This window comes from Zavarzinella formosa DSM 19928 (genome assembly GCF_000255705.1).
In the GTDB taxonomy this organism is placed as follows: domain Bacteria; phylum Planctomycetota; class Planctomycetia; order Gemmatales; family Gemmataceae; genus Zavarzinella; species Zavarzinella formosa.
Genome location: NZ_JH636441.1, coordinates 143,093 through 164,298, shown reverse-complemented (window position 1 = coordinate 164,298; position 21,206 = coordinate 143,093). Strand labels below are relative to the sequence as shown.

At 59.5% G+C, this 21,206-nt stretch carries 17 protein-coding genes; 7 read left to right on the top strand and 10 right to left on the bottom strand.

All coding sequences use genetic code 11. The annotated features are described in order from the left end of the window. Positions 1–2: 2 nt before the first annotated feature. A complete protein-coding gene (gene kdpA / locus BGIM_RS0117150) occupies positions 3–1,832 on the bottom strand; it encodes a potassium-transporting ATPase subunit KdpA (protein ID WP_020470964.1) in 1,830 nt (609 codons plus the stop codon). Positions 1,833–1,885: 53 nt separating this feature from the next. Then, entirely contained in the window at positions 1,886–1,993 is a 108-nt protein-coding gene (kdpF, locus tag BGIM_RS59835) for a K(+)-transporting ATPase subunit F (RefSeq protein WP_072022267.1), read from the bottom strand. Between the two features lie 231 nt (positions 1,994–2,224). Here kdpF and BGIM_RS0117130 point away from each other — a divergent pair, with 231 nt between their 5' ends. From BGIM_RS0117130 to BGIM_RS0117120, 3 genes are read left to right on the top strand one after another with little or no spacing between them, the layout of a single operon-like run. After that, the gene (locus tag BGIM_RS0117130) at positions 2,225–3,553 is read left to right on the top strand and encodes a sigma-54-dependent transcriptional regulator (RefSeq protein WP_020470961.1); all 1,329 of its coding nucleotides are present in this window, start codon (positions 2,225–2,227) and stop codon (positions 3,551–3,553) included. Positions 3,554–3,564: 11 nt separating this feature from the next. Beyond that, positions 3,565–5,391 carry a HAMP domain-containing sensor histidine kinase gene (locus BGIM_RS0117125; protein WP_157369166.1) on the top strand — a complete coding sequence of 609 codons (1,827 nt, stop codon included), beginning with the start codon at positions 3,565–3,567 and terminating at the stop codon, positions 5,389–5,391. After that, on the top strand, positions 5,388–6,515 hold the full coding sequence (locus BGIM_RS0117120; RefSeq protein WP_020470959.1) for a universal stress protein: 1,128 nt from the start codon (positions 5,388–5,390) through the stop codon (positions 6,513–6,515). The genes BGIM_RS0117125 and BGIM_RS0117120 overlap by 4 nt, the downstream gene beginning before the upstream one ends. Before the next feature lie 15 nt (positions 6,516–6,530). On the opposite strand, the gene BGIM_RS50930 is transcribed toward BGIM_RS0117120, so the two are convergent. The 3 genes from BGIM_RS50930 to BGIM_RS50920 form a co-directional block, all read right to left on the bottom strand. Beyond that, complete coding sequence (locus tag BGIM_RS50930) at positions 6,531–7,535, bottom strand: DUF1559 domain-containing protein (protein ID WP_020470958.1); 1,005 nt, start codon at positions 7,533–7,535, stop codon at positions 6,531–6,533. Between the two features lie 362 nt (positions 7,536–7,897). Continuing rightward, positions 7,898–8,905, bottom strand: coding sequence for a DUF1559 domain-containing protein (locus BGIM_RS50925; RefSeq protein WP_020470957.1), 1,008 nt, complete (start codon positions 8,903–8,905; stop codon positions 7,898–7,900). Between the two features lie 284 nt (positions 8,906–9,189). Then, a complete protein-coding gene (locus BGIM_RS50920) occupies positions 9,190–10,188 on the bottom strand; it encodes a DUF1559 domain-containing protein (protein WP_157369164.1) in 999 nt (332 codons plus the stop codon). A 288-nt stretch (positions 10,189–10,476) separates the two neighbouring features. Between BGIM_RS50920 and BGIM_RS50915 the strand changes: the two genes are divergently transcribed. Then, positions 10,477–11,271 carry a BPL-N domain-containing protein gene (locus tag BGIM_RS50915; protein ID WP_020470954.1) on the top strand — a complete coding sequence of 265 codons (795 nt, stop codon included), beginning with the start codon at positions 10,477–10,479 and terminating at the stop codon, positions 11,269–11,271. 195 nt (positions 11,272–11,466) lie between these two features. On the opposite strand, the gene BGIM_RS0117090 is transcribed toward BGIM_RS50915, so the two are convergent. The 3 genes from BGIM_RS0117090 to BGIM_RS50910 form a co-directional block, all read right to left on the bottom strand. Continuing rightward, positions 11,467–12,207, bottom strand: a complete 741-nt coding sequence (locus BGIM_RS0117090) for a hypothetical protein (protein ID WP_020470953.1) — start codon at positions 12,205–12,207, stop codon at positions 11,467–11,469. A gap of 267 nt (positions 12,208–12,474) precedes the next feature. Beyond that, positions 12,475–14,049, bottom strand: a complete 1,575-nt coding sequence (locus BGIM_RS0117085) for a Gfo/Idh/MocA family protein (RefSeq protein WP_020470952.1) — start codon at positions 14,047–14,049, stop codon at positions 12,475–12,477. 145 nt (positions 14,050–14,194) lie between these two features. Further along, the gene (locus BGIM_RS50910; protein ID WP_040889577.1) at positions 14,195–14,908 is read right to left on the bottom strand and encodes a carboxylesterase family protein; all 714 of its coding nucleotides are present in this window, start codon (positions 14,906–14,908) and stop codon (positions 14,195–14,197) included. A gap of 178 nt (positions 14,909–15,086) precedes the next feature. Between BGIM_RS50910 and BGIM_RS0117075 the strand changes: the two genes are divergently transcribed. Next, entirely contained in the window at positions 15,087–16,196 is a 1,110-nt protein-coding gene (locus tag BGIM_RS0117075) for a TIGR02996 domain-containing protein (RefSeq protein ID WP_029630127.1), read from the top strand. A 12-nt stretch (positions 16,197–16,208) separates the two neighbouring features. On the opposite strand, the gene BGIM_RS0117070 is transcribed toward BGIM_RS0117075, so the two are convergent. Both BGIM_RS0117070 and BGIM_RS0117065 read right to left on the bottom strand, forming a co-directional pair. Further along, positions 16,209–17,189, bottom strand: coding sequence for an ABC transporter permease (locus BGIM_RS0117070; RefSeq protein WP_020470950.1), 981 nt, complete (start codon positions 17,187–17,189; stop codon positions 16,209–16,211). Positions 17,190–17,268: 79 nt separating this feature from the next. Beyond that, complete coding sequence (locus BGIM_RS0117065) at positions 17,269–20,544, bottom strand: efflux RND transporter permease subunit (RefSeq protein WP_020470949.1); 3,276 nt, start codon at positions 20,542–20,544, stop codon at positions 17,269–17,271. 215 nt (positions 20,545–20,759) lie between these two features. Between BGIM_RS0117065 and BGIM_RS63035 the strand changes: the two genes are divergently transcribed. After that, positions 20,760–20,978, top strand: a complete 219-nt coding sequence (locus tag BGIM_RS63035; protein ID WP_020470948.1) for a hypothetical protein — start codon at positions 20,760–20,762, stop codon at positions 20,976–20,978. An 8-nt stretch (positions 20,979–20,986) separates the two neighbouring features. Continuing rightward, positions 20,987–21,163, top strand: coding sequence for a hypothetical protein (locus tag BGIM_RS63030; RefSeq protein WP_020470947.1), 177 nt, complete (start codon positions 20,987–20,989; stop codon positions 21,161–21,163). Positions 21,164–21,206 lie beyond the last annotated feature (43 nt).

Sequence of the window (21,206 nt, the reverse complement as noted above, 5' to 3'; positions counted from 1 at the left end):
TCTCAGCGGCCAAACGGCATCGGCCCGAAATGCTCGGCAACCGGCCCCAAGGCCAGCGAGGGCAGGAACAAGAGCGCCCCGATGAGCAGCACCGTCCCCAGCAGCACGAATCCGAACGTCACGGTGTCCGTCCGCATGGTGCCGGACGTGAACGGGGTTCTCTTCTTCCGGGACAAACTTGCCGCGAGGGCCAGCGGGGCGATGATCGGGATGAACCGGGAAATCAGCATCACCAGCCCGGTTGCAATGTCCCAATGCACGGCATAGGTCGCCGGGGCGGACAGGTTCTTCTTCCCGTCGTTGAACCCGTAAGTGTCCCCCAACCCCTCAAACCCGGAACCGTTGTTCGCGGAGGCCGAACTGAACTCGTACAGCACTTCGCTGAACCCGTGCGATCCGGGGTTGTTGGTCGCCGTCTTGCCCCAATCGAGGGCCGCGAACAACCCGGTCGGCCCGAGAATCATGATCGGGTGAATTAACAGGGCGAGCATCGCCAGTTTCATCTCCCTCGCTTCGATTTTCTTGCCCAGATACTCCGGCGTCCGGCCGACCATCAACCCGGCCAAAAACACACCGACCACCAGATACACCAGCATGTTGACCATGCCGACGCCCTTGCCGCCGAACACACAGTTAAGCTGCATCCCGATCAGCGGCGTAATCCCGGCCAGCGGGTTCAGGCTGTCGTGCATGCAGTTCACCGAACCGCAGGTGACTGCCGTGGTGACGGCCGCGAAAGTCGCCCCGGCGGACGGGCCAAATCGCAACTCCTTCCCTTCGGTGTTGCCAAGCCCCTCCGAATCCACCGGCAAGGCGGCCAGCGCGGGGACCTCTTTCTTAGAGGCGCCCGCAATATCGATCACCACCGCCTCATGCTTCGTAAACGCCGGGTTCGGGGTGAGCGAGTCATGGCAGACGGCCCACACGATCATCCCGACGAACATCGTCATCATCACGGCATAAATCACCGCCGCGTGGCGGTCCTGCTTGAGCATCCTCCCGAACATCACGATCAGGGAGAACGGGAAGATCAGAATGCTGACGCACTCCAGCACATTGGTCCACGCATTCGGATTCTCGAACGGGTGGGCCGAGTTGGCTCCGAAGAACCCGCCCCCGTTGGTCCCCAAGTGCTTGATCGGCAAGACTGCCGCAACCGGGCCGCGGGCGATCACCTGTGTCTTCGGCGTGCCGTCGTCATTCGACCCCATCGCCCCGACCTGCACGGTCTGCGCCTCGGCCGACGGTTCCAGCGTCATCGGCATCCCGGCGGCCATCAGCAAGATGCCCGTCAGAACGCTAAAAGGGATGAAGACGTAAACGACCACCCGCCACATGTCGAGGTAATAGTTCCCCATGTGTTCGTCGCCGCGCAGTCCGCGGATAATGGCCGCAAGGGCGCAAAAGCCGACAGCCGCCGAAGTGAACATGTTGAACACGACGAACACCAATTGCGAAAAATACGACAGGTGCTGCTCGCCTGAATAGTGTTGCAGGTTCGTGTTCGTCAGGAACGAAGTCGCCGTGTTGAAGATCGTCGATGGCGACAGCATCCCCTTGCCGTCGGCGAAGACGGAATCCTTCTGGTTCAGCGGCATCATCGGCTGGACAGCCAGGACGAGATAGCCGAACGCAAACATGACGGTGTTAAACAACAACATGCTGACGGCATACTGCTTCCAGTTCTGCGGCCCGGTGTCGAGTTGTCGCTCGAACCAGCGGAACACGGCGGGTGGTTGATACCGCCCGTCCATGATCTTGGCGAGGTACACACCCATCGGGACGGAGAGGGCAACGGTGATGCCGACGATCAATAAGGGCAGGAGCCACATGGTTCACCAATTCGGAATGAGGAATGCTGAATCGAACCCGAAGGCCGGGTCGCTCAGAATTTTTCCGGCCGCAACAGGGCGGCCAGCAAATACGCGAACAACAACGCGGTCACGATCACGGTTAGCCAGATCACGGAAATTCTCCCTAAACGCGGTCGCATGCCTCGGCGAACGCGAACATCAGAAACATGGCGACAAGCCCAAGCCCGACTGTCACCGGAATCCACACCGTCTGGTCCACGGCCGTCTCCTTCGAGTGGTTTGATTCGTGGTTTCTCAATAAAGCATTCCCGGCGCCGGGATGAAAACACCGGCAATTGCCGTGGATTTCAGCGTGTTGCCTTGCACAATGCACGGCCGGTCTTGCAAAATGCACGACAGGAGGACCATCCATGAACATCCTGCTCGTGGACGACGAAGCGAGCCTGCGCCGAACCTTGCGAACCACTCTGGAAGCGCAAGGTCATGCCGTGCGGGAGGCGGCCACCGGGGCGGCGGCCCTGCGGCAACTGGACGAACAACAAGCCGACTTGGTGTTTCTCGACCTTAAACTGGGCCGGGAATCCGGTCTGGATTTGCTCCCCAAACTCCTGGAAGCCTCGCCGGGTCTTGGCATCGTGATGATGACCGCCCATGCCAGCATCGGCACGGCCGTCGAAGCCATGCGGCGAGGAGCAACGGACTATCTCCCCAAACCCTTCACGCCGGACGAACTCCGGGTGGCCATTGACCGCTGGCACACGGTTCGCTCTTTAAGGGGGCGAGTCGCCCGGTTGGAGGAACAAGTCCGGCAAACCGTTCCGGATGTGGAATTGACGACCGCCGAACCGGCGATGGAAACCGTGTTGAAGACCGCGTTCACCGTCGCCGATTCCGAGGCCAGCGTTTTGCTTCGCGGCGAGAACGGCACCGGCAAAGGGGTGTTGGCCCGCGAGATTCATGCCCGTAGCCGCCGGAAAGATCATCCATTTGTGGTGGTTCATTGTCCGAGCCTCTCGGCCGAACTGTTGGAAAGCGAGTTATTCGGCCACGCCCGAGGGGCCTTTACCGGCGCGGTGGAGGCGACCGAGGGAAAAGTGTTCGCGGCCAATGGCGGCACTCTGTTCCTTGATGAAATCGGCGATCTGCCTTTGGGGTTGCAACCGAAGTTGCTGCGGTTCATCCAAGACCGTGAATACGAGCGAGTGGGCGAAACCAAAACCCGCACGGCCGATGTCCGGTTGATCGCCGCGACGAACCGAGATTTGGAAGCGGAGGTTAAGGCCGGGAAGTTCCGCGAGGATCTTCTCTATCGGCTCAACGTGATCGAGATCACCATGCCGCCGCTTCGCCAGCGCCGCCACGATATTCTCCCGCTCGCGGGGCACCTGCTGAAATTCTTCGCCCGTCAGAGCGGCAAGAGCATGACGGGATTCACCGCCGAGGCCCGCGAGGTGCTGATGAAACATGCTTGGCCGGGAAACCTCCGCGAATTGCGGAATGCCATCGAACGCGGTGTGATCTTGAGTCCCGGCGGCGAGGTGGGAGTCGATCAACTGCCGCCGGGATTGGGAAGCCGCAAGGCCCGGCTTGAAGTAGGCGGGTTGATCTCCCTCGAAGAGTTGGAGGCCGAGCATATCCGGCGTGTGCTGGGGGCCACAGCTTCGCTGGAGGAGGCCGCCGCCGTGCTGGGGATCGACGCCAGCACTCTGTATCGCAAGCGGAAGAAACTGGAACCGTGAGGAACATTCCCTTGTCGAAATTGTCCCTCCGCCGCCGGATCATCCTCACGTTGCTGCCGCTTGTCGTGCTGCTGGCGATCGTCGGCGGGTCCGGTGTCTGGCTGTTGCGGCAACTGGGCCAACGATCCGACGACATTCTGCGGGAAAATTTCGACAGCATCCGGGCAATGGTGGCGCTGGACAAGGCCGTCGATCACACTGACCGGGCCGTGGACGCCGAATCGGCGGAAGAACATGCCGCCGCTCGCCGGGAACTTGAACGGGAGTTGCGGATCGAGGGGAACAACCTCACGATCCAGCCGGAGGAACCGCGGTTCTTTGCCAAACTGGAAGCGGCCGTGAAGCAATACGACACGGATGCGGAACATTTTTGGAAACTTCCTTCTGGCGATCCGGCGAGAGTCTCTTTGACAGTCAGCCTGAACACCGACCGGCAGGCCATCAAAGAGGCTTCCTCGGCCATTCTCAAGCTCAACCACGATCAGATGGAAAAGGCCAATTTGCAGGCCCAGCGCACCGCCCGTATGTCTTTGATCGGTTTCAGCATCGGCTTGGTGGCCGCCGGGTTGCTGGCGTCGTTTCTGGGTTTCCAACTGGTGCGAATGATCCTTCAGCCAATCGAGGAAATGACCGCCGCCGCCGAATCCATCGGCTCCGGGCAATTGCACCGGACCGTGCCGGTTCACGGAACGGACGAACTCGGTCGGCTGGCCGTGACCTTCAACGCGATGTCGGCCCAAGTGCGGGAGTTTCGCCATTCCAACCTCCGGCAACTCCTGCGGGCGCGCGAGACGGCCCAAGCGGCGATTGATTCGTTCTCCGATCCCGTGCTGGTGCTCGACCCCGAGGGATGCGTCGAACTCGCCAACCCGGCGGCCTCGTCGCTGTTCGGCGTTCGGCCCCGCACGGACACAGACGCCTCGGTTTGGTCCGCTCCCGAGGGGATTCGCCCGGCCATTGATGCCGCATTGCGACATCAACAAACGACCGTGAACGACCGTTTCGATCAGGCGATCATCCTGCGGGTAAACAACGAAGACCGCTATTTTCTGCCGGAAGTCCGGCCGATTCGCAACGCCGCCGGGGACACGCTCGGGGCGGCCGTCGTGCTGGACGATGTCACCCGGTTCCGGTTGCTCGACCAGCTCAAGGGTTCATTGATCGCCACCGCGAGCCATGAGTTGAAAACCCCGCTGACCAGCATCCGGCTGGCCGTGCATTTGCTTCTGGAGGAAACGGTCGGCCCGCTGACGCCGAAGCAAACAGAGTTATTGCTGGATGCCCGCGAAAACGCGGAACGGCTGCTCTCCATGATTGAACAACTGTTGTCGCTGGCCCGCCTGGAGGATCGCCGGGACGAGTTTCACCTTGCCCCGCAATCGGTGGGAGCGTTGTTCCAAACCGCCGTCGACACCGCCGCCGACCGGGCGGCCGATCATCATTTGGAACTGGTCGTGGAAGATGTCTCCGACCTTCCCCAAGTGTTTGCCGATGCCGAACGGTTCAGCCATGCCCTCGACAATCTGGTGACGAACGCGATCAACCACACCCCGGCGGGCGGGACGATCACCCTCTCGGGCCGGGTGATCGACGGCAACCGAGTGGAACTCGCCGTCCGCGACACCGGGAAAGGCATCCCCCCCGAGGCGATGGCGCATTTGTTCGAGCGTTTCTACCGCGTGCCCGGCCACGATTCATCTTCCGGCACGGGCTTGGGTCTGGCCATCGTGCGAGAGATTCTGGAAGCCCACGGCGGCACGGCGACCTGCGAAAGCCAACTGAACAAGGGAACGACGTTCCTGCTCACATTGCCCGCATGGAAGGAATCAGGCCGATGAATGTCGCCGATGAACTCCGACCAAAGCCGGAAAAATTCCTTTCACTCATCCGCGAACAGCGGACGGGCCGGTTGAAGATTTATCTCGGCTTCGCCCCCGGAGTCGGGAAGACCTTCGAGATGTTGCAGGAAGCCCAGCGTCTCAAGCGGCAAAACATCGACGTGGTGATCGGGATCATCGAAACGCACGGCCGGCCCGAGACAATGGCCCAGATCGGCGACTTGGAGCAAATCCCCCGACGGCGGTTGGAATATCACGGCGTGACGCTGGAGGAAATGGACCTGGACGCCGTCATTCGCCGGAAGCCGACGGTCGTGATTGTTGATGAGCTGCCGCACACCAACGCCCCCGGCGGCCGGTTTTCCAAGCGGTTTCAGGACATTGAGGAACTGCTGCGGAACGGGATCAACGTGATTTCGGCGATGAACATCCAACATCTTGAAAGCCTGTGCGACGTGGTCGAACAGTTCACCGGGGTGAAGGTGAAAGAGCGAGTGCCGGACTATGTGCTGGCAAAGGCGAATCAGTTGGTGAACGTGGATTTGCCCGCCGAGGATTTGCAGGAACGATTGTCGGCCGGGAAGATTTATCCGCCGGAACGGGTCGAACGGGCGCTGACGAATTTCTTCACATCCCCGAATCTCACGCGATTGCGGGAACTGGCGCTGGAGGAAATCGCCCACTTGCTCGACCGGCGCCGGGAACGCCAGGGGGACACCGCGACGACCGGGTCCGACCGGGTGATGGTGTGTGTCAGCAGCAAAAGCCCGGCCGCGATGCGCCTGATGCGAAAGGCCGCCCGCCATGCCGACCGGCTTCGGGCCCCGTGGTTCGCGGTCTACATCCAAACCCCGGCCGAACGAATGGAAAAAATCGACGCGGCCACCCAACGGCAGATCACGGAATCCCTCACTCTCGCCCGGCAACTCGGCGGCATCCCGATGCAATTGAAAGCCGCCGAATTCGCCCCGGCCGTCGCGGACTTCGTGAAGGAATACGCCATCACCCAAATCCTCGTCGGCCGGAGCATGCGGCCGTGGTATCGCCGTTGGTTCGGCCAATCCCCGTTGGAGCGACTGCTGACGGCCGTGCCTGGCGCCGACGTGGTTGTTTGCGCCGGGTGATCGTTGATTTTCCCGTCAAGGCGCGGGTGTTGATTCTCCTCCGGAGATGGTGGCAAGAGCCAGCCGGACGGCGTCGGCCGTCGAGTTCGTCAGAAACCGCACGCTGCCGTCCATCAAGAGACCATTGACGCCGCCTGTGTGCCGGCTGCTGAAGGCCCCGGCCGTCCAACTGAGTTGCGGGTCGCCGCTGGTGATCGCTTTGTTGCTGTTGTAGTTCAGCGGGATGCCGAGCGAGCCAACAGACATTTGCACCGCATTGTTGTTGTTGGGCGTTCCCATCGCCCATGTGCCCAACGCCCCTGCCCCGGCCGAATTCGTGTAACCGTCGGGGATCTCAAGGATCCGATAGCGCTCGCTGATGCCGACCGTGTTGCTGGTGCCATCCGTGATCGAAGCCATGGTGGTTTTGGAGTTGAATCCGAAGGCTCCGCTGTAGCGGTAATAATAGCTGTTCGGTCCGATGTTGAAGCCCGAGCCGGCAACGCCGTCATCCATGTGAGCCATCCATTCTCCCCCGGCGCCGGCGGGAGAAGACGGGTTCCCCACGTCTCCCGATTGCACGGCCGCGTAACTGATGGCAACCCGGCTGTTGATCCCCTGGCTTGCGTAAGTCAATTGATCGGAGCTGGAAGGACAACGGAAACCCGGCACATTTGTCTGACAGGCGACGAGATAGTTGCCGGTCGTCCAGTCAGGTGTCGCGGACAGCGGAGCGTTTTGAAACAGGGCGGTTTGTTCCATGTACGGCAGGATGAAATACGTCCAAAATGTCGAAGGCGAGGCGCCTTCGGGCAGCACTGTCCGGGCGAAGCCGGGAGGGAACATGCTGTTCGTGTCGTGACAGTTGTGCAACGCCAGCCCGATCTGTTTCAAATTGTTGGTGCATTTCATCCGGTTGGCCGCTTCCCGGATTTTCTGCACCGCCGGCAGAAGCAGCCCGATGAGAATGGCGATGATCGCGATCACCACCAACAGTTCGATGAGCGTAAACGCTGATCGATCACGACGCAAATTCATCATTTTCGACTCCAAAAATGCACCAATCACAAGTCCCGATTGGAATCTTGAAAAAATTAAAAATGACCAATCGGAGAACATCCGTGGATTGGGTGCGATACTGAAACCCTAGCCAATGTGCGAGATGAGTCAAGCCACAGCCGAATACCTGAATGACAATGCATGTTTGTGTTCACCGTCATCGGTGATCAGGTATCGACAGAATCGGGCCGCTCTTTTCTCTTCTCCTGACGGCGGCCACGCAATCCGCATTTCAATTTTTGTGGAAGTCCCTAATCGAGTTTAACAAGCCAGCCGGAGCTTTCGGCCGGGCGTGACGTTTGTATCGGCCTATCGACACCCGATGGTCATTGGCGTATTTCCCGTCACGGCGCCGGGACCGACTCTCCCCCGGCGATGGTGGCGAGAGCCAGCCGGACATTATCGGCCGTCGTGTTCGTCAGGAACCGCACGCTGCCGTCCATCATCATGGCGTTGACGCCCCCGGTGTGTCGACTGCTGAAGGCCGTGGCGGTCCAACTCAGTTGGGTGTCGCCGCTGGTGATCGCCTTGTTGCTGTTGTAATTCAACGGTATCCCCAAGGAGCCGACAGACTGCTCCACGGCATTGTTGTTGTTGGGCGTTCCCATCGCCCAAGTGCCCAACGCCCCCGCTCCGGCCGAATTCGTGTAACCGTCGGGGATCTCAAGAATCCGATAACGCTCGCTAATGCCAACCGTATTGCTGGCACCGTCCGTCATGTTGGCGAACGTCGTCCTGCTGTTAAAGCCAAATGCTCCGTTGAAACGGTACATGAAAGACGTTGGCGTCAGATTGAATCCCGTGCCGCTGAAAGCGGAATCGTCCAAGTGGGCGCCAAATTCGCCCGCCCCGCCCGCGGTGGAAGCGGGATTTCCCACATCCCCGGTTTGGACGGCCGCATAACTGATGGCAACGCGAGAGTTGATGCCCTGGCTGCTGTAAGTCAATTGATCCGACGAGGACGGGCAGCGATAGCCGGGAACAGTCGCCTGAGAAAACGTGAGATAGGGGGTAGTCGTCCAGTCGGGGGCTGTTGACAGGGTGGCAATTTGGGCCAGCGAAGTTTGTTCCATCTGCGCCAGAATGAAATACGTCCAGAAAGTGCAAGGAGAAGCAGATTCCGGGGCAACAACCCTGGCATATCCGGGCGGGAATGTAGTGTTTGAATCATGATAATTGTGCAGGGCCAGCCCGATTTGCTTCAGGTTGTTCGTGCATTTCATCCGGTTGGCGGCCTCCCGGATCTTCTGCACGGCCGGCAACAACAACCCAATCAGGATGGCGATGATGGCGATCACCACCAGCAATTCGATCAGCGTGAAAGCAGATGGGTGACGACACCGATTATTCATTTCGGACTCCAAAACAAAACATTCACACCTCAATTGAAGTCTCGAAAAAATGAAAGACGAATGAAAATGAAGACATGACGCTTTGATTTTTCAGAAGCTTGTCTTCATTCTTTCTGCCGTCGCTAAAAAATGGCCAATTGAGGAACATCAGTGGGTTAGATGTGATACTAAAACCCTAACCATTATGCGGAGATGAGTCAAGTGTCGGGCGAACGCTTGGAGCAACGATAATAGAGCGGAATGTTCATTTCATCGGCATCTGACGGGCATGGCCGTGGTGACCGTCACGGAGCCTGAATCGCTTCTCCCCCGGCAATGGTGGCGAGAGCGATCCGGATGTTATCCGCAGTTGAATTTCGCAGGAATCGCACGCTGCCATCCATCATGAGTGCGTTGACCCCGCCCGTATGCCGGCTGCTGAAGGCCGTCGCGCTCCAGCTTAACGGCGTGTCGCCGGTGGTCAGCGATTTGTCGCTGTTGTAATTGAAGGGGATTCCGAGGGAGCCAACCGCCTGTTGGGTCACATTATTGAGGCTGGGCGTTCCAATGGCCCATGTTCCCAGCGCGCCGGTCCCCGCCGAGGTGGTGAATGAATCACCTTTTTCAAGAATCCGATAGCGTTCGCAGATTCCGGCCGTGTTGCTGGTGCCGTCCGTGATGGAGGCAATGTTTGTCTTGGTGTTAAAGCCAAACACGCCGTTGAATCGGTACAAGAAGTTCGTGGGCGTCAGGTTGAAGCCCGAACCGGAGAAAACCGCGTCGTCCAAATGCGCCCCAATCTCACCCGGCCCGGCGCCAGACGGATTGCCCACGTCACCGGTTTGCACACCCGCATAGCTGACGGCAATCCGGGAACCGATACCTTGGCTGCTGTACGTTTGCAGATCCGTGGTGGAAGGACAGCGAAAACCGGGAATAAATGCCTGGCAAGCCGTGAGGTAGCCGCCGCTGGTCCAGACAGGGTTTGTCGTCAGCGGGGCGTTTTGCGCCAAGGCATTTTGTTCCAGATGAGGCAGGATGAAATACGACCAGAAGGTGCATGGCGATGCGGTTTCCGGCGCCTGAATCCGCCCATACCCCGGCGGGAACAGGTTGTTTTCATCGTGGTAGTTGTGCAAAGCCAGCCCGATTTGCTTGAGGTTGTTGGTGCATTTCATCCGGTTGGCGGCCTCTCGGATCTTCTGCACGGCCGGCAATAACAGCCCGATCAAAATGGCGATGATGGCGATCACCACCAACAATTCGATGAGTGTGAAAGCGGATCGACGACGGCGAACAGACACGGTTTTGGCCCCATGTTGAGGAGGGATTTTTTCAGCCCTTGGAAACGACAACCAACGCGACGAATCAATTGGCTGACAACAGGCTGGCATGGAGAGATAAGCAAGGCAACCGTAGTAAACCTTGACGGACGAGTCAACCAATTTGCAAATCCACCGGAAATGACCGACCCGCCTTTTCATCACAACCGGCAAAATTATACTGGTCGAAGAGGGTCAACTTGTAATCTCTCCCGTATCAAGCGGTTCCCCACTCGTTTCCGCCGTTTGTTCCTTTTTTCGAGGCTACCCGTGAAGTTGATTTGTTCATTTTCGTCGCTGGCTGTTGTGCTGTTGGTCGGCTCCGTGTTTGCGGAAGATCCCAACACGCCGCTCCCTGCTCCGAGGGTGATCGTGCCGGTGGCGATGTACGACAGCGCCGGGGTCGGCGGCGACGGTCCCCGGCTCTTGGAGGAGACCTTTGCGGCAAAGACGGAATTTCGCATCACCCGCATCACGGCCGAGGAGATCCGGGCCGGCAAACTCAAAGGCTACAAAGCCTTGATCGTCCCCGGCGGCTTGAGCCAGACCCAAGGCAACACGCTGGGCGAAGACGGCCGGGACATGATCCGGGCCTTTGTGCGGGAAGGCAATTCTTATGTGGGCATCTGCGCCGGGTGCTATCTGGCGAGCAGTCATTACAAATGGTCGTTGGGCATTCTGCCGGTGAAGGTGGTTGATTCAGCCAATTGGGGTCGCGGCATCGGCGATTTGCGGATGGAACTGACGTCCGACGGCAAGGAATGGCTGACCCGCAAGGAATCCACCGCCAAAGTGCATTATCACAATGGCCCGGTGTTGGAGCCGATCAAGGATTCCAAAGAAAAATTGATTCCGTTGGCTCTTTATAAGGAAGAAATGACCCGCAAAGGGGCCAAAGAAGGCTTGATGAAGGAAACCCCGGCGATTGCCGCCGCCCGCTACGGCAAGGGTTGGGCTGTCGGCATCAGCCCGCACCCAGAACAATCAGAAGGCTTGCAAGGATTTGTCCCCTCGGCTTTGCGATTTACACTGAACCACCCGTTGCCGAATGAGACGAAGAACTGAGCACATGGCCGGGATTGGATGTGAGGTTTTCTTGATTCCTGTTCACGCCGGTTGTTGAACCCCAAGAGCCCCACTGCGTCAGCGGTGGGGGTGGCTCCCGCACTCAGGAAGCTACCCCCACCGCTGACGCAGTGGGGCTCTTGGACAACGGTTAGAAAGTTACAACCAATACTGAGTTGCTGCTTAGAAATCCGATCAGCCAAATTTCTTGTGGCATTCGCCTGAAGTCATCTTCTTCGCCTTGATCAATCCGTCGGCCATCTTTTCTCCGTCCGGGTCCAGATACAATCGATTCCCGGATGATTTGATCGACGGATCGTAGCCGTTAAAGTGCATGTTGAAGATGAACCCGGCGTCGGCGGTGCAGGTGAACCAGTGGACGTTGTCCTTGTGGTCGGAGATGGTGGACACTTCGCCGGGTTTGAAGTCGCGGTCAATCGTCGGCTTGATGATGAAGTGATCGGCCTGCGTTTCCAGCTTGTCGTAATGTCGGCCCCGGAATGTCCCCTTCAGGATGATGAATCCGGTACACATATTTTCGTGCCCGTGCGGAACAACGGCGCGGCCCTTGCCCATGCAGAAGATCTGTCTGCCGAAGTTGATCTTCGACGGCATCCCCTCGATCTTGCCAAGATCAAAACTGGTGCTGAACGCCCCGTTGGCCGGGAGTTTCACTTTCTCGGCAATCTTGTCCAGTTCGACGAACTGGAGCAGTTCGGCGAGATCGACCTTTTTGTAGAGTTCTTCCATCTTGGCCTGAAACTCGGTGTCCTTGAGTTTCCGACCCCGCAGGTCGTCCCCCAGTGCGTTCAAATCCTTGAACCACGAACCGACGACCGGCTTGACGGATTCCGCGAACAACCCGCGGCTCCAAATCATCTCAAGAAGCGTGAACGCCATCACGGTTCCGGCAAACTCTCTTCGGGTCGGCTGCATGGTTTTGGCCTTTGAAAGGGGAGAGAACTTTGTCGCTGATGGGTGGTGGCGGTCATCAGCCCAAGACAACCTCACCCCCCGTCCCCCTCTCCTAAAGCGAGAGGGGGAGCAAGCGGGTAATCGTCATTTTTAATGAGGCATTTGCGTCGGCGAGGGTTTGAAGTTTTTCACTGCATTCTCGCTTACGCTTCGGCAGATGTCTATTCCCCGCTTGCCCCCCCCCTCTCGCTTTAGGAGAGGGGGACGGGGGGTGAGGTTGCCTAATAATTAGCCTTCGGCCGGGTCTTTGCCGTCCACCCACGGGCCGGCGAGCTTTTGGTATTCCGGCGGGTGCAGGAGGCTGCCTTCCTCGCCGCCGGTCCAGCCGGCGATTTGGTTCGGCTTGCCGCGACCCTTGGAACGCTTTTCCCACATGGCCGCCCAGCTTGAATCGGCTTCGACCGGCTTGCGGGCTTCTTTGTCCCAGAACAGGGCCTTGCCCTGGCGATAGCTCTGCACGCCCATGTTGACGGTCGTGAAGGCGGCCGCCCCGAGGGCCGGAGTGCTGAAAGTGTCCTGGTCTCTCTTGGCCACGTGCTCGATGAAGTTCGCCCACAAGGCGTAGGTGTCATCCCCCTTCAGGCCGCCGGGAACCCATGTTCCCTCGGTGGCCGCCTGGCCGCCCGGTCCCTTCGGAGCGGATTGAACCTTCTGCGGCAGGATCGTGTAGCCGAATTCCTTCGGGCTCTTCGGGTCTTTGGGATTCACCGGCTTGGAGTCGAACACCAGCGTCGCCGAGTGGCCGCGAATGGCTTCTTCGATGCGGTGATCGTTCACCATCGTCGCGGTGATGATGACTTGGGCGCCTTCTTCGTAATCGGCCACAACCGTGGCAACGTCCGGCACGTCGCGGGTGTCGTATTCCATGTAGATGCCGCCGCCGCCGACCACCCGCTTCGGATACCGCAGGCCCATCGCGGCGATCAGGTGAGTCGTCTGGTGGACGAACAAGTCGGTGAACATGCCGCCGCCGAAGGGCCAGTAGCAGCGCCATTGGCCGAAGATGGCCCGGTCAAACGGGAATTCTTTCGCATCCGGGCCGATCGGCACACCGTTGACCGCGAAACCTTCGCCAAGGAATCGCTTCCAGTCGATGGTCTTCGGGTTCATATCCTTGGTCAGCGAGTAATAGCGCCATTGACCGACGTCCGAGTTACGGAAGTAACTCGTCTGCCCTTGCACCACCTTGCCGATCTTGCCGGAGCGGATGTGCTCGTTGGCCAGCCGCCACGTCGGGTCGGCCATCGACTGCACGCCGACGGTCATCACCCGGCCGGACTTCTTCCACGCATCGACGACGGCATGAGCCTCGGCGATGGTCCGCGTCATCGGCTTTTCGCAATACACGTCTTTCCCGGCTTCCAGCGCGTCGATGGTCATCTTCGCGTGCCAGTGGTCCGGGCTGGCGATGCAAACGGCGTCCACGTCCTTCTGCGCGAGGATGACTTGGTAATCCTTGCTGACGTGCTTGGAGTCGTTGGCGTCGATCCCGCAGCGCTTGGCGGCGGGAAGCAAGCCCTGCCCCTTGGCGATGCCGGTCGCGCGGTTCATCCCCTTGGTGAAGTCGCCGTCCCACACGTCGCACACGGCCACCGGCTTCACGCCTTTGCCTTCTTCCTGCATTTTCAGGATGACGTCGATGTGCTGCTGGCACCGGCCGCCGACCCCGAGGAAGCCGATGCGAAGGGCTTCGTTCGCCCCGTAAACGCGGTTGTAACTGGCGGCCGTGAAGGCCACCGCCGCCGTGGCGGCCGCCGACCCCTTCAGGAAGTCGCGGCGATCTGCGCTGGAAGATTCTGACATGGTTTTGAGATCCTTGGAAAAGGGGACTTGGTGTTGATTGTAGTCTCAGGCTTTAAGTTCCAAGTTTCAACTTCCAAGTTCCAAGTTCAAAACCAACACCGGCGTCTTGCTTTGAACTCGGAAGTTGAAACTTGGAACTCGAAACTTATTTCTTCGCGTGCTTCAGCAACCACGGATACAGTTCTTTGGTGCCATAAGCCTGATCCCAACTGTTGTGGCCGACGCCGGGATATTCCGTGTATTTGGGTTCGGCGCCGGCGGCCTTGAGGGCCTTGATCATCTCGCGGGATTTTTCCACGTTCACGGCCTTGTCCGCGTCGCCGTGGAAGTCCCAACAAGGGATGTCCTTGATCTTGGAGGCATCAGCCGGGTTGCCGCCGCCGCAAACCGGGACAATGGCCGCCCACTTGTCCGGATATTTGGCGGCGAGGCTCCAGGTGCCGTAACCGCCCATCGAGAGGCCGGTCAGGTAGACCCGTTTCGGATCGGTTTTGTAGGTTTTCATTTCGGCTTCGAGGATGGCCAGCGCCCGGTCGGCGTCCGGCTTGCCGGCCTGCCAGGATCGCAATTGCGATTGCGGGAAAATGGTGATGAAGCCGAAGTCCGGCATTTTCTTAATCGCCCCGCCGAGGCCCGTGGCGACCTGTTTTTTGCCGTCCGTCCCGGTTTCGCCGGAGCCGTGCAGGAACAGGATGACCGGATATTCCTTCTTGCCGTCGTAGTCTTTGGGCACATAGACGACATATTTCGCCTCTTTGCCGTCAGAATCCTTGTGAACTTTGTCGATGAATCCGGTGTCTGCGGCATGGGCCGACAGACCGAAGGAAAACGCCGCGAACAAACCTGACAGCCACTTCATGAGGGAAATCCTTGGAGAGATTGTCACACAGAGTACCAGAATCGACGCCCCGATGCCAACGGGGTATTCAAAGAAAAAGGAACACAGGCGGGCAAAGTTGACCGGGCGCCGACCGGCCGGTTGATCGGTCAGGAAGGTTCCTGATTGTGTTCGCTTCCGCAGAGGGTACAATCCAACCATGACTCCGATGCACCCCGAACAGGCCGCGTTGTGGGAAACCATCCGGGAGAACCCGCATGACGACGCCCCCCGGCTCATCTATGCGGACTGGCTGGAAGAGAACGACGATCCCGACCGGGCCGAGTTCATCCGACGGCAAGTCGATGATGCCCAAATGGAAGCCTGCGGAGGAATCGACGACCGGTTTGTCGAAAACCGGCTGCGTTGCCGTGAACTGTTCCAGACACATCAACGGAAATGGTGGACGCCGCTCCATAAGTTTCTGGACGACACCGACTTTGTTCGCGGCTTTCCCTCTCCCCGCTTCGACTCGCGACACTTTCGTTCGTTCATTCAACTGGCCCGTTATTATCAGTGGACTATCCCCGAATGGCGCCTCCTCATGGAGAGCGGCGTCAGCCGGCTTTTGGAATATGCCTCCCAACCTTGTTTTCGGATGGCCGTGTCGCTGGAACTCATCTCGGACATCCCAAACCCCGCCATCCTCAAACCTTACCTGAATGCCCCGAACCTGCTGAACATCTGGAGCCTGACGTTGGGCATGGACCGCATCCGCACGGGGCATCTGGAAGTGATGATGGATTCCCCCCTGCCGGACCAACTGCGGGAGTTTGCCATTCGCCGGGAATCGGCCATCAATTTCTCCCACCTGCGCGGGGCGATGCGACGGGCCGGCTTTTCCAGCCTTCGCAGTCTGACTCTCGTGAATCAACAGATCATTGACGAAGTGCTCTGGCAAATCGACGAGTGCATCCCATTACGGCGGCTGCGCTCCCTGGACTTGTCGCACAATCTGTTGGGGAAGGGAGCCGTCGCGTGCATGTCCGCCAGCGGTGAAGACTCGGCCCTCAGTGCGCTCAATCTCTCGGGCAACCAGCTCGACGACGAGGCCGCGGCCGTTATTTCGGGGACATCGAATCTGTCAAACCTGACGTCGCTCGATTTGTCTCATAATCAAATCAGCCGGGAAGGGTTGATGGCTCTGGCCGAGTCGCCCCGCCTGCCCCGGCTGAGATCATTGAACTGGTCGGGCAATCCCGGAGCCACCGACGCCGAGACTGGCGCCAGACTAACCCGGCGGTTCCCCGGCTTGGGCTTGATCGGCTGACACGAGACAACCTTACTTCTTCCCGACCGAGGATCGGCGCCGGAAAAATTCATCGGCGATGGTTCCCAGCAACAGCGTGATGCCAATCACGGCGGGGATGATCGAGTCGGGGATTTGCAGGAAGCTCACCACGTTTCTCAACAACGGCAGCACGGCCGCCCCCAGCACGATGCCGATGGCCGTTCCCTCGCCCCCTTTCAGCGAACATCCCCCCAGCACGGCCCCGGTGATCGCATACAGTTCCAATGTTTCACCGGCGTTGGTCGGATCGGCCGTTCCCACATCCAGCAGGAACAACGCCCCGGCCAGACTCGCCAGAGTGGAGCAGATCACAAAACTAATCATCCGCTTTTGGTCGGTGGAAATCCCCGCGTATTTCGCGGCCGATTCGTTGTAGCCGATCGCATACCAATACCGGCCCAGCACGCTCTTGTGCAAGATCACGCCGACAATGGCGGCGAGGACAATCAACACGAACATCTGGGCGGGGAAGTTCAACGCCCCCTCGCCGTCTTTGCCAATCAACGCCAGCCGAAGCCAGTCAATCGGCCCCTGAAACTCCGGGTGAGACTTTTGAATGGTGACGAGACCGATGGGCTTTTCCGAGAGATACCGGGCCATTCCGCGATAAACGAACAGCCCGCAAAGGGTGACAAGAAACGCTTGTAATTTCATTCGGGTGACGAGCAAACCATGCAGACACCCGATGGCGGCCCCGCCCAGCAAAATGACCAACAGGGCCAGAAACGGATGAATTCCCTTCGACATCATCAACCCGAACCCCACGGCCGACAACCCGACGACGGACCCCATCGACAGGTCGATGGACCCGGTGATGATAAGGATGGCCACGCCGAGCGTGAGAACACCGTAGAACCCCTGCCGGTTGGCCACGTCCACGAGATTGCTGGCGTTCACCGCATTCGGGTTGGTGATGAACAGGGTGGCGTACAACGCGACAAGAATGGCCAATACGCCCGCGATCCGCAGCATCGAGAAACTCCGGGGAGAGATGTCATAGTGTTAGTGACACAAAGACTTGGCGACACGGTGAGCGGCCGGAAAAACCGTGTCACCGATCCGGCGGGCCGTCAAAATGCCTGCTATCGCGGTCATCCGGGTCCAGCGAGGCCGAGGCGGTCGAGGTTTTCCGTTGCAACAGCGTGAACACGCCCGGCAACACGAACAGCGTCGCCACCGTGGCGAACAATAACCCGCCGACCACTGCCCGGCCAAGCGGGGCGGTTTGATCTCCCCCCTCGCCGATTCCCAACGCCATCGGCATCATCCCGGCGATCATCGCGCAGGTGGTCATCAGGATCGGCCTTAGACGGGTTCGCCCCGCCGTGGTGGCGGCGGTCTTCGCGTCCCCGCCGTTGGCATGGCGTTCCCGTTCCGCAAAGGTGATTAGGAGAATCGCATTCGCGACGGCCACGCCGCAAGTCATGATCGCCCCCATGAACGATTGCAGATTCAGCGTCGTCCCGGTGACGAGCAACATCACCACCACCCCGGCCAGCGCCGCCGGAACGGCCGCCACGGAGGCGAGGGCCAGACGCACCGATTGGAAGTAGGCCGTCAGCAACAGGAAGATCACCAACACCGTGAGGACCAATCCCGTTTGCATCCCCCGGAAGATTTGGGACATTGGCTCCAATTGGCCCCGCACCGCCACGGTCGCGCCGCGGGGAGGATCGCCCGCCGCCGCCACGGCCCGGCGAACTTCGCGGTCGGCCGTGCCGAGGTCGCTCCCCTCAATGTTGGCCGTCAGGCTGATGGTTCGCCGCATGTTGTAGCGGTCCACCTCGCCGGGCATCGTCCCCTCCCGCACAGCGGCGACATCCCGTAACAGGATCGACCGGCCGATGCCACCGGTCATGCCGCCGGCCTCACCGGTCGGGTAGGCGGCGTGGTTGCCCTTCACCGGCATCAGTTCGATTTCCCGTGGCGATGTCATCTTGGCGAAGGGAACTTGCACTTGCACGATGTACCCCTGTCCGGTGGCCGGGTCTCGCCAGTAATTCGGCGCCAGATATCGGCTGGAGGCCGTCGCCGCCACCAGTGAACGGGACACGTCGGACATTTTCACGCCATAAGTACCGGCCCGCTCGCGGTCCACTCGCACTTCAACGGTCGGGTAGTCTTGGGCCTGCACCGTTTGCAGGTCACGCAGCGTTTTGATCTTGGCCAGTTCCTGCCGAATCTTCTCCGCGTGGGCGATTGTTTCCGGAAGTTTTGGCCCGAACACCACCACCTCGACGGGGGTGGGGGAGCCAAAGCTCATCACCTCATTGATGATGTCCGCCGGCTCAAAAGACGCTCGCAGGCCGGGGGCGCGCCGGGCGATCTCGTCCTCGGAAATTCCCTCGGCCCGCCACTTCTCCGAAAGCCAGTTTCGCAGATGATCGGGAAGCTTTTGCCGCAGTCGCTTTTTCAACTCTTCAACGCGGATGCCGGAGCCATCCTTCAGCGCAACCTTGATGTAGGTCTCCTCCGGGCCGCTCGTCCACTGATAGATGGCCTGCACAGGATAATTCGTCGGGAACATGCCGATGTAACCCACCGTGAGATCCACGTTGTCCGGGCCAACTTCTTCTTTGATGAATCGCAGGGCTTCTTGGGCCAATTCCTCCGTGCGTTCGATGCGCGTGCCCGTCGGGGCGCGCAACCGCAATTGGAATTGCCCCCGGTCCACGCTGGGGAAAATCTCCCGGCCCACCTGTGAGCCGAGAATCAGGATGACCGCCACCGCTCCGCCGAAATACGCAGGGACGATCAGATGCCGAAGCAGCACTCCCTTCGCGGCGACACTCTCGTACAGTCGTTGCAGCCGGTTTGTTCCTTGGGCGTGATGAGCCAGCGGTTTCAGCAGCCACACGCTCAGCACGGGCACAAATGTGCTGGACAGGATGTAGGAGGCAATCATGGCGAAAGCCACGGACACCGACAACGGCAGGAACAATGCCCTTGCGGAACCCTCCATGAACGCCGAGGGAATGAACACCGCGAGGATGCACAACAACGCCAGCAATCGCGGCACGGCCGTTTCCGAATTTCCTCGCCGCACGGCCCGAGCCATTGAATCGGTCCGATCCATCTGCGTGTGGATGTTTTCCACTTCCACGGTGGCCTCATCCACCAAGATTCCGACGGCAAGGGCCAGCCCGCCAAGCGTCATTAAGTTGATGGTGTGCCCGCACAGCCAGATGCCGATGAGCGAGGCCAGCAACGCCAGCGGGATATTCAACACGACGACGATCACCGCCCGCCAGTCTCGCAGGAACAGCACGACCATCAACCCGGTGAGGGCGGCCCCCAGCAACCCCTCGAAGGCCACGCCCCACATGGCCTCTTTCACGATGGGGGATTGGTCGAAGGCGAATTCGATCTTCACATCATCTGGAACTTGTTCCCGCAGTTTCGGCAGGGATTTTTGCAGTTCGCTCACCACATCCAGCGTGGAGGCATCGGCCCGCTTCGTCACCAGCATGTAGACGGAACGCCGGCCGTTGACCAGCACATAGCCGCTGGTGATGTCGCTGCTGTCTTCGATGCCCTTTTCCTTATCCACCACATCCCGAAGGAAACGCGGATTCGGCCCCTTGGTGACGGCGATGCTCCCCAAATCTTTGATCGGGTTCGCCCCGGCCATCGCGTTGGAGGGAACAAGAACCAGCCGGTCCCCCATGCGGACATTGCCAGACGGGCTGACGACATTGCCGGTGCCGATGGCATCCACGATGTCCTCGGGCGTGAGATTCAGCCCGCGAAGTTCGTCCATGTCGAGATTCACGACGATGGCCCGTTGATTTCCACCGAACGCCGGCGGCGTGGAGATGCCGGGAATGTTGGAGAAGCCGGGGCGCACCCTCAGCGTGGCCATGTCCTGAATGTCTTTGATCGACTTTGTTTCACTCGACAGCACCAGATAACCGATGGCCGCCGATCCGGTGTCGAACCGCGACACGAACGGCGGCACCGTCCCCGGCGGCATCATGAACCTCGCCCGGTTGACGGCCGCCACCGTTTCGGACATCGATTGGGCCATGTCCGTTCCCGGATGGAAGTAGAGCTTCATCAGGGCCATTCCCTGAATGTTCTTGCTCTCCACCCGCTGGATGCCGGAGACGTACAAGAAGTGAAACTCGTAATAATTCGTCAGCAACCCTTCGACTTGGTTGGGGTCGAGGCCGCCATATGGCTGGCATACATAAACAACCGGCTGGTTGAGCGCCGGGAAGATGTCCACCTTGGTTCGGTTAAGCGCCAGCCCGCCGCCGAGGATCAAAGCCACGACGCCGACCATCACCGTGTAGGGATGACGAAGGGCAAAAACGATGGGGTTCATGGGGATAGTGTAACAGCCGGGTGTTTTTGATTTCTGGTTTCTGGAAAGCAAAACCCGTTGGGTGGAGAAATTTTTACAGCATTAGTTTGATCGTCAGGCTAAACTAAGTGGACATATTTTGCCCATGTCGATTTGTAACAGATCATTTTTTTGCCCATGTCGGTGTGAATGTCTCAACCTGTCCGGTGATCCAAAAACCACACGGAGGCTCTCCAATGACCAACACAAAATGTCCGAGTTGCAACGTGATGCTTGATTTGCGCAAATTCGCCACGGGCGCATGCGAATGGTGCGGCGAGCGACTTCCGCACGACATGGTCACCCACGCCCGCGAGCGAGTGGCCGCCCGCGAGGAAGGCCACCGACGCATTGAATCGACGGCCCAGGGGAGGCGACGGTTTCCAGCCAGAAATCCAACTCCCTCGTCGGGCTGATTCCCTTCATGGGAATCGGCGTTTTGCTGGTTCTCGTCGGTTATCTGGGGGTGACCGCTTTTCAAAACGGACACTTCCGACCCGACACTCCGCAAATCGTCGCCGCCGTGCTGCTCGGCTTGCTGGCGGCCGCCGGGGTGGTCTGGAGAATTTTCTTCAATCATCGCTCCGGGGTTCGTTCGTGAGTCTCTTCGCAACGGATTTCCCGGCGTGGCTTGCAACTGGCCC

Excerpts from the sequence above, each read along its gene's own strand:
- kdpA (WP_020470964.1), bottom strand. The coding sequence starts at position 1,832 with ATGTGGCTCCTGCCCTTATTGATCGTCGGCATCACCGTTGCCCTCTCC.
- kdpF (WP_072022267.1), bottom strand. The coding sequence starts at position 1,993 with ATGCGACCGCGTTTAGGGAGAATTTCCGTGATCTGGCTAACCGTGATC.
- BGIM_RS0117130 (WP_020470961.1), top strand. The coding sequence starts at position 2,225 with ATGAACATCCTGCTCGTGGACGACGAAGCGAGCCTGCGCCGAACCTTG.
- BGIM_RS0117120 (WP_020470959.1), top strand. The coding sequence starts at position 5,388 with ATGAATGTCGCCGATGAACTCCGACCAAAGCCGGAAAAATTCCTTTCA.
- BGIM_RS50930 (WP_020470958.1), bottom strand. The coding sequence starts at position 7,535 with ATGATGAATTTGCGTCGTGATCGATCAGCGTTTACGCTCATCGAACTG.
- BGIM_RS50925 (WP_020470957.1), bottom strand. The coding sequence starts at position 8,905 with ATGAATAATCGGTGTCGTCACCCATCTGCTTTCACGCTGATCGAATTG.
- BGIM_RS0117090 (WP_020470953.1), bottom strand. The coding sequence starts at position 12,207 with ATGCAGCCGACCCGAAGAGAGTTTGCCGGAACCGTGATGGCGTTCACG.
- BGIM_RS0117085 (WP_020470952.1), bottom strand. The coding sequence starts at position 14,049 with ATGTCAGAATCTTCCAGCGCAGATCGCCGCGACTTCCTGAAGGGGTCG.
- BGIM_RS50910 (WP_040889577.1), bottom strand. The coding sequence starts at position 14,908 with ATGAAGTGGCTGTCAGGTTTGTTCGCGGCGTTTTCCTTCGGTCTGTCG.
- BGIM_RS0117075 (WP_029630127.1), top strand. The coding sequence starts at position 15,087 with ATGACTCCGATGCACCCCGAACAGGCCGCGTTGTGGGAAACCATCCGG.
- BGIM_RS0117070 (WP_020470950.1), bottom strand. The coding sequence starts at position 17,189 with ATGCTGCGGATCGCGGGCGTATTGGCCATTCTTGTCGCGTTGTACGCC.
- BGIM_RS0117065 (WP_020470949.1), bottom strand. The coding sequence starts at position 20,544 with ATGAACCCCATCGTTTTTGCCCTTCGTCATCCCTACACGGTGATGGTC.
- BGIM_RS63035 (WP_020470948.1), top strand. The coding sequence starts at position 20,760 with ATGACCAACACAAAATGTCCGAGTTGCAACGTGATGCTTGATTTGCGC.
- BGIM_RS63030 (WP_020470947.1), top strand. The coding sequence starts at position 20,987 with ATGGGAATCGGCGTTTTGCTGGTTCTCGTCGGTTATCTGGGGGTGACC.